The following is a 6,313-nucleotide window of genomic DNA, read 5'->3' on the forward strand; positions in this document are numbered from 1 at the left end:
GCGTCGACCTCGCCCAGCGCCACGCCCGAATCGGCAAGGGCCGCCTCGACGATGCCGTCGAGCGCCTCGACATGGGCGCGCGCGGCGATTTCCGGCACGACGCCGCCGAACGCGGAATGCTCCTCGATCTGGCTGAGCACGATGTTGGACAGGATTTCGGGCGCGGCGCGGCCATCCAGCGCCACCACGCTGGCCGCCGTCTCGTCGCAACTCGTCTCAATGCCCAGAACGCGGATCAATTGGTCGCTGTCCTCGAAGATTGTGTCGCCGGAGGTCTGTCGATATTCAGGTGATGCCGGCCTGCAAATGGCGGGTTCCTGCGCTTCCGGTGCTCACGTACTTCAAGTACGCTCCGCTCCGGTTCTCGGAACCCACCATTTTCGACCCGGCCTGACCTGAATCTCGGCAGACCTCAGCTTGCCGGGGGTTATCACGGACCGCGCGCCATGCAAACAACCTTGAAAATCGGAACACGCGGCAGCCCGCTGGCGCTTGCCCAGGCGCATGAGACGCGGACGCGGCTGATGGCGGCGCACGGCCTGCCGGAAGAGGCGTTCGAGATCGCCGTCATCTCGACCAGCGGCGACCGCATCCAGGACCGGCCGCTGTCGGAAGCCGGCGGCAAGGGCCTGTTCACCAAGGAGATCGAGGAGGCGATGCTCGCGGGCAGGATCGACATCGCCGTGCATTCCTCGAAGGACATGCCGACGGTTTTGCCGGAGGGGCTCGAACTCTGCGCCTTCCTGCCGCGCGAGGACGCGCGCGACGCCTTCATCGGCAGAGCGGCGAAAACGATCGCCGAATTGCCCCGGGGCGCCAGGGTCGGGTCGTCCTCGCTCCGGCGCCAGGCGCTGATCCGGCGCATGCGGCCGGATCTCGAGGTGGTGATGTTCCGCGGCAATGTGCAGACCAGGCTGCGCAAGCTGGACGAGGGCGTCGCCAACGGCACAATCCTCGCCTATGCCGGGTTGAAACGGCTCGGGCTGGAGCATGTCGTCACCGACCTGATGTCGCTCGAAAAATTTCCGCCGGCGCCAGGGCAAGGCGCGATCTGCATAGAAAGCCGCATCGGCGATGCCGAGGTCGAGAGGATGCTGGCGGCGATCCATGACGCTCCGACGGGCCAGGCGCTGGCCTGCGAGCGCGCTTTCCTGGCGGCGCTCGACGGTTCCTGCCGCACGCCGATCGCCGGCCATGCGACGATTTCGGGCGACAAGCTCTCCTTCGCCGGATTGATCATCGCGCCCGACGGCGCGCAGTCGCATGAGGTCAGGCTGGATGGGCCGGCGCGGGATGCCGCCCGGATCGGCACGGAAGCCGCCAGGGAGGTGCGGGCCAAGGCCGGCGAATCCTTCTTCGAAGGCTGGGCCTGACATGCTCCGCGTTCTGGTGACGCGGCCGAAACCGGGCGCCTCGCGTACCGCACAACGGCTTGAGGAGATGGGTTTTCAGCCGATCCTGCTGCCGTTGACCGAAACGGTGGCGCTGCCGGCCAAGGCAAGCGAAGCGCGGAAGGATGCTATGGCGGTCGCAGCTACCAGCGCCAACGCTGTGCGCCACGCGTCGCGGGAGCTCATCGCCGCACTGGCTGCCTTGCCCTGCCATGCCGTTGGCAAAAGGACTGCGGAAGCGGCGCGCAAGGCAGGCTTCGTGTCGGTGAGCGAAGGCCCCGGCGATGCCGTGGCGCTGGCCGATGCGATCGCCGGCGGCTCTCCGGCAGGGACGATCGTCTATCTCTGCGGCCGCGTGCGCTTTCCTGCCTTCGAGCAGCGCCTCTCGGCGGCCGATATTCCGGTCCGCGCCGTCGAAACCTACGATACGGTCGCGCTCGACTATTCCGACGCGGATGTGGTTGCTCGGCTGTCCGGCGGGCCGGTCGATGCGGTCCTGCTCTATTCGGCCAAAGCCGCCCTGGCGATGCAGGTCCTGATCCGGCGGCCGGCGCTCGGCGATCATTTTGAAAAGACCAGATTTTTCGCGCTGTCGGGACGTATCGCCGCAGCGCTCGACGGCGTCGCTCCCGAACGGGTTCGCGTCGCCGGGGAACCGCAGGAAGACGCGCTGATCGGGCTATTGCTGGCCGGACGCTAAGCAGATTCCGAAAAGTGTCACACGGTTTTCCGACAAGAATCTGCGACAAGACAAAATGCCTAAGCAGGCATTCGTTGGCTTGCCAAGGAATGCCTGCTTAGGGTCTGTGTCATCACGCCGCCCCTTTTCACCGCTTGGTGATGTGCTAGAGCATCCTTCAGCTCTAGACCCTTTGAACCATCCCAAGCCAATTTGCGGAGCCCAAGCAATGGTCAAGACGCCGAAGATGCGACATTCGAAGAGCCGCCGCGAGCCGGTGACGATCGAACTCGAGCCCGGCGCCGTCTCGCGCATCGTCGAGGAGGATGCTGCGAAGACTGTCGAGGCCGAGGCGGAGGAAGCCGCAAGCGCTTCGCAACCCGAGGCCCCGGCGGAGCCGGTGCATGCCGACCAGGTCGATCATGAGCCCTGGGAGCACAGCGACGCCGCAGCGCAGGCCGGAACGGAAGACGCCGCCGCCAAGGGCTCGGATGAGGCGGAACGCCCCTATCCGGCTGGGTCCGACCTGCCGCCGAATCAGACGCACGCTTCCGACTACAGTTTCGAGGATGCCTCGGCCAGGGCGGCCGCCGAAGACGCGCCGAAAGCAACCCGCGCGAGGGAGGACTATATGGCACCGCAGCCGAAACGCGGCGGCCTCAATGGCATTGCCGCCGGCGTGATCGGCGGCGTCATCGCGCTGGCCGCAGCCGGCGGCCTGCAGTTCGCCGGCCTCATCGGCGCGCCGGGGTCGGGCGGCGTCTCGCTCGACGGCGTCAATGGCGAGATCGCCACGCTGAAGAGCGAGATCGCGGGCTTGAAGCAAGCGGGCGGCAATGGCGATGCCGCCAAGGTCGACGGGCTGTCGTCGGCGCTGGATCAGGTCACGAGCGATGTCGCGGCACTGAAATCGGCGGTCGAGCAAGGCGGCGCCGGTGACGGGGCCGGGGTAGCGGCACTTGGCGACAAGCTCAAGCAGGTCGAGACGGCGATCGCCGACCTGCAGAAGGCCGGCAGTGCGGCGCCGGTCGATCTCGGGCCGCTCAATGAAAAGCTCGCCGGGCTGGACGCATTGGTGAAATCCGCCGGCGAGGCGGCGAAGGCGCAGGACGGCCGGCTGGCGGCGCTGGAGCAGTCGGTGTCGCAGCTCTCCGGCAAGGTCGAGGCGCAGGCCTCGCAGCCCAAAATCGCGATGGCCATCGCGGCGTCGGCGCTGAAGTCGGCGCTCGATCGCGGGGCGCCGTTCGCCGCCGAGCTCGAGACTTTCGCGGCGATTGCGCCCGATGCGCCGGAGATCGCGACGCTGCGCGCCTATGCCGAGAAGGGCGTTTCGACCCGTACGGACATCGCCGCCGAGGTCGATGCCGCCGCCAATGCGATGGTCGCCGCCGCCACGCCTGTCGACCAGAATGCAGGCTTCCTGCAGAACCTGATGTCGAGCGCCGAATCGCTGGTCAAGGTCCGGCCGATCGGCGCCGTCGAAGGCAAGGGCGCGCCGGAGACCGTGGCGCGCTTGGAGGTGGCGGTCAACCAGGGCGACTATGCCAAGGCGCTCAGTGAATATGACACGTTGCCGGAGGCAGTGAAGTCGGCCGGCGCCGATTTTGCCGGCAAGCTGAAGGCGCGGCTCGAGGTCGAAAAGCTGATCGATTCGCTGATTGCCGGCGCGATGAAGGCGTGAGGGAGACCAGATGATCCGTATCCTCATCTTCCTCGCCGTCGTCTTTGCGCTCGGGCTCGGCTTCGCCTGGCTGGCCGATCGTCCCGGCGACATGGTGATCACCTTCAACGGCTATCAGTATCAGGTCAGCCTGATGGTGGCGGCGGTGGCGGTGGTCGCGGTCGTCGCCGCGGTGATGATCCTGTGGTGGCTGGTGAAGTCGCTATGGAACAGCCCTTACACCATCTCGCGCTATTTCCGGGTGCGCCGCCGCGACCGCGGCTACCAGGCGCTGTCGACCGGCATGATCGCCGCCGGCGCCGGCGATGGCGCGCTGGCCCGCAAGAAGACCAAGGAAGCGGCCAAGCTGATCCGCTCCGACCAGGAGCCGCTGATCCATCTCCTGGAGGCGCAGGCCTCGCTGCTGGAAGGCGATCACGAAGGCGCGCGCGAAAAATTCGAGGCGATGCTCGACGATCCCGAGATGCGGCTGCTCGGCCTGCGCGGGCTCTATCTGGAGGCCGAGCGCCTCGGCGACCGCAATGCCGCCAGGCACTATGCCGGGCGCGCCGCGGCCGTGGCGCCGCAGCTTGCGTGGGCCGCCGAATCGACGCTGGAGGAGCTGACAGGGCGCGGCGACTGGGACGGCGCGCTGAAGCTGGTCGAGGCGCAGAAGTCGACACGGCAGATCGAACGCGATGCCGCCAACCGGCGCCGGGCCGTGCTGCTCACCGCCAAGGCTGAGGCGCTGATCGACAGCGACGCCAATGCGGCGAGGACCGCGGCGCTCGAAGCCAACAGACTGGTGCCGGAATTCGCACCGGCGGCGGTCGCCGCCGCCAAGCTGCTGTTCCGGCAGAACGATGTGCGCAAGGGCTCCAGGATCCTCGAAACGGCGTGGCGGGCCGAGCCGCACCCGGAAATCGCCGAGCTCTATACTCATGCCCGTCCTGGCGATGCCGTCGGCGACCGGCTGAACCGGGCGAAGAAGCTGCAGGACCTGAAGAAGAACCATGCGGAGTCGTCGATGGCCGTCGCCCGCGCGGCGCTCGACGCGCAGGACTTCGCCACCGCCCGGCGCGAGGCGGATGCGGCGATCCGCATGGACCGGCGCGAAGGCGCCTATCTGCTTTTGGCCGACATCGAGGAGGCCGAGACCGGCGACCAGGGCAAGGTCAGGCAGCTGCTCTCCAAGGCGGTCAGGGCGCCGCGCGATCCTGCCTGGGTCGCCGACGGCGTCATCTCCGAACGCTGGGTGCCGGTGTCGCCGGTCACCGGCAAGCTCGACGCCTTCGAATGGCGGGCGCCGATGGAGCGTCTCGGCCATCTCATCGACAGCCATGACGAGGCTGCGGAGTCCGTCGTGCCGGCGATCGCCGTGTCGCCGGAGTCGGCGAAGGAAAAGACGCTTGACGCCGTTTCGGCGGATGGGTCGGCGGCGTCCGATGCGGATCAGGTCAAACCGGTCACCGCCGCCGCCTTTGCCGCCGTGCCTGACGATGCTGAAGGGGTGGAGCCGGCGGAGGAACTGACGAGGCTGCCCGACGACCCCGGCGTCGACCCGGACGAGGCGGAAAAGGCGCCGCGCCGGTTTCGTTTGTTTTGAGGCCGGGAGCGATCCCGGCGCTATGGGAATGAAGTGATGTTCGAACGCGTCTTGTCCTTCTTGAGGGATCTGCCAGGTGGAGCGGGCGCGCGCGCCAACGCGGACGACCCGCGCGTCGCCGCGTCGGCGCTGCTCTATCACGTGATGAACGCCGACGGCGTGCGCCAGGACGTCGAGTGGGAACGGTTCAAGGCGGTGCTGGCGCAGACCTATTCGATCGGCGGCGAGGAGCTCGATGCGCTGGCGGCCGCCGGCGAGCGCGCCGACAATGAGGCGATCGACCTCTATGCTTTCACCAGCGTGTTGAAACGCCATCTCGACGCCGAGGCGCGCAAGGCTTTCGTCGGCCTGATGTGGGAGATCGTCTATGCCGACGGCGAATTGCACGAGCTGGAGGACAACACCGTGTGGCGCGTCGCCGAGCTGATCGGCGTCGAACGGCGCGACCGCGTCGAGGCGCGCCAAAAGGCGGCGGCCCGGGCGCCGGGGGCACGCGGAACCTCAAGCGATGAATAGTCAGGGCGACGAATAGCCGGGGTCCCGCCTCACGATGCCTCCCAGACCGTGTTCGAGACCAAAGATCCTGATCGTGCTGCATCAGGAGAGTTCGAGCCCCGGCCGCGTCGGCCATATGCTTCTGGAAGAAGGTTTCGATCTCGACATCCGCCGGCCGCCGCTCGGCGATGAATTGCCGGGCACGCTGGACGGCCATGCGGGCGCGGTGGTGTTCGGCGGGCCGATGAGTGCCAATGACGAGGACGATTTCGTCCGCCGCGAGACCAACTGGCTCAACATTCCGCTGAAGGAGAACCGGCCATTGCTCGGCATTTGCCTGGGCGCGCAGATGCTGGTCAACCATCTCGGCGGCAAGGTGGAAGGTCACGGCGAGGGGCTGGTCGAGATCGGCTGGTATCCGCTGAAGGCGACGGAAGCCGGCAGGAAGCTGATGCATTGGCCGGAGATGGTCTACCAGTTCC

The 6,313-nt window shown here is 67.4% G+C and carries 5 protein-coding genes and 2 pseudogenes; 6 read left to right on the forward strand and 1 reads right to left on the reverse strand.

Annotation, left to right across the window (positions count from 1 at the left end; translation table 11 throughout):
* Positions 1–239: pseudogene (locus EN745_RS27165) on the reverse strand (tRNA (adenosine(37)-N6)-threonylcarbamoyltransferase complex transferase subunit TsaD); the annotation flags it as partial.
* Positions 240–446: 207 nt separating this feature from the next.
* Here EN745_RS27165 and hemC point away from each other — a divergent pair.
* The 6 genes and pseudogenes from hemC to EN745_RS27195 form a co-directional block, all read left to right on the forward strand.
* A complete protein-coding gene (hemC, locus tag EN745_RS27170; protein ID WP_127422675.1) occupies positions 447–1,373 on the forward strand; it encodes a hydroxymethylbilane synthase in 927 nt (308 codons plus the stop codon).
* A 1-nt stretch (position 1,374) separates the two neighbouring features.
* The gene (locus tag EN745_RS27175; RefSeq protein WP_127422676.1) at positions 1,375–2,091 is read left to right on the forward strand and encodes a uroporphyrinogen-III synthase; all 717 of its coding nucleotides are present in this window, start codon (positions 1,375–1,377) and stop codon (positions 2,089–2,091) included.
* Between the two features lie 208 nt (positions 2,092–2,299).
* Positions 2,300–3,751: a COG4223 family protein gene (locus EN745_RS27180; RefSeq protein ID WP_127422677.1), complete on the forward strand. Its 1,452-nt coding sequence runs from the start codon at positions 2,300–2,302 to the stop codon at positions 3,749–3,751.
* 10 nt (positions 3,752–3,761) lie between these two features.
* Positions 3,762–5,336 carry a heme biosynthesis protein HemY gene (locus EN745_RS27185; protein WP_127422678.1) on the forward strand — a complete coding sequence of 525 codons (1,575 nt, stop codon included), beginning with the start codon at positions 3,762–3,764 and terminating at the stop codon, positions 5,334–5,336.
* A 36-nt stretch (positions 5,337–5,372) separates the two neighbouring features.
* Complete coding sequence (locus EN745_RS27190; protein WP_126057520.1) at positions 5,373–5,852, forward strand: TerB family tellurite resistance protein; 480 nt, start codon at positions 5,373–5,375, stop codon at positions 5,850–5,852.
* Positions 5,853–5,886: 34 nt separating this feature from the next.
* Positions 5,887–6,313 (forward strand): annotated as a pseudogene (locus EN745_RS27195) (GMP synthase); the annotation flags it as partial.

The sequence above is a fragment of the Mesorhizobium sp. M4A.F.Ca.ET.022.05.2.1 genome (assembly GCF_003998845.1).
Taxonomy (GTDB): Bacteria; Pseudomonadota; Alphaproteobacteria; order Rhizobiales; family Rhizobiaceae; genus Mesorhizobium.